The organism is Aurantimicrobium sp., assembly GCF_036667855.1.
Lineage (GTDB): Bacteria > Actinomycetota > Actinomycetes > Actinomycetales > Microbacteriaceae > Aurantimicrobium.
In genome coordinates this window covers 1-1,673 of the sequence record NZ_JAVWTF010000110.1, presented here as the reverse complement: position 1 = coordinate 1,673, position 1,673 = coordinate 1, and the positions used below count along the sequence as shown (strand labels likewise).

2 protein-coding genes are annotated in these 1,673 nt (G+C 55.8%); both read left to right on the top strand.

Going from position 1 to position 1,673, the window contains the following annotated elements; translation table 11 throughout:
* On the top strand, positions 1–825 hold an 825-nt coding region (locus RR877_RS10530), incomplete at its 5' end, for a saccharopine dehydrogenase C-terminal domain-containing protein (protein WP_332628230.1).
* Between the two features lie 44 nt (positions 826–869).
* Positions 870–1,673, top strand: an 804-nt coding sequence (gene argG / locus RR877_RS10525) for an argininosuccinate synthase (RefSeq protein ID WP_332628228.1), incomplete at its 3' end; no start/stop codon positions are given.

The following is a 1,673-nucleotide window of genomic DNA, read 5'->3' as shown; positions in this document are numbered from 1 at the left end:
GGTATTGGCGTTGAGCCAGGAATGTCCAATGTCTTTGCTCGTTATGCGCAAGACCACCTGTTCAGCTCAATTGATGAGCTGGGAACACGCGATGGCGCCAACCTGGTTGTTCGAGACGAGGAAGGCAATGAAATCTTTGCCCCCTCTTTCAGTATTTGGACAACGATTGAGGAATGTCTCAACCCTCCTGTGATCTGGGAGAAAGACAAAGGGTGGTTCACCACACCGCCGTTTAGTGAACCAGAAGTCTTCACTTTTCCTGAGGGTATTGGTCCGGTGGAGTGTGTGAACGTGGAGCATGAAGAAGTGCTCATGATGCCTCGCTGGCTCGATGCGAAGCGGGTGACCTTTAAGTACGGACTCGGTGATGAGTTCATCGGCATTTTGAAGACTCTGCATCAACTAGGTCTGGACTCTATTGAACCCATCAAGGTCCGCACTGCACAGGGCCCTGCCTTGGTAGCACCGCGCGATGTCGTGGCAGCTGCGTTGCCTGATCCCGCCACGATTGGACCACGCATGACAGGCAAGACCTGTGCTGGGGTGTGGGTGACCGGTGTGGGTAAGGATGGAAATCCTCGAGAGGTGTATCTCTATCACGTCAGTGATAACGAGTGGACTATGGCTGAATACGACAGCCAGTGTGTGGTCTGGCAGACCGCACTCAACCCTGTGATTGCGCTCGAACTCCTTGCCACGGGCATTTGGAGCGGTGCTGGTGTTCTGGGTCCTGAAGCTTTTGATGCGGTTCCATTTCTGGAGCTCATGGCCAAGCCAGAAGCCGACGGTGGATATGGCCAAGCTTGGGGTCTCGAAGAGCGTTAACCGAGTGGGAGTCAGCTCCCCGGAGCTCTCAGTAGAATTGAGCTATGTCTAAGGTTCTTTCTTCTCTGCCTGTTGGTGAGCGCGTCGGTATCGCCTTCTCTGGAGGTCTCGACACCTCTGTTGCTGTTGCGTGGATGCGCGAAAAGGGTGCTATCCCTTGCACCTACACCGCCAACCTCGGCCAGGCAGATGAACCAGACATCGACAGCGTTCCTGGCCGCGCCCTCGAATACGGTGCTGAGATTGCTCGGCTGATTGACTGCCGTGGACCCCTCGTTGAGGAAGGCCTCGTTGCTCTGCAGTGCGGTGCTTTCCACATTCGCACCGCGGGCAAGACCTACTTCAACACCACCCCTTTGGGTCGTGCTGTCACCGGCACCATGCTGGTTCGTGCGATGCACGAAGACGGCGTGGACATTTGGGGTGACGGATCCACCTACAAGGGCAATGACATTGAGCGCTTCTACCGTTACGGTCTGATGGCAAACCCTGCCCTGCGCATTTACAAGCCTTGGCTTGATGCTGAATTCGTCAATGAACTCGGTGGTCGTCACGAGATGAGCGAATGGCTCCTTGCCCGTGACCTTCCCTACCGGGCTTCCAAAGAAAAGGCCTACTCCACCGATGCCAACATCTGGGGTGCAAGCCACGAGGCCAAGCTTCTCGAGCACCTCGATCAGGGTCTCGACTTGGTGGAGCCCATCATGGGTGTTGCCGCCTGGCGCGATGACGTTGAGGTCAAGACTGAAGAGGTCACCATTGCCTTCGAAGCAGGTCGTCCTGTCTCGATCAACGGCAAGCGTTATGACGACCCAGTTGCTCTGGTTCTCGAAGCCAATGCCATTGGT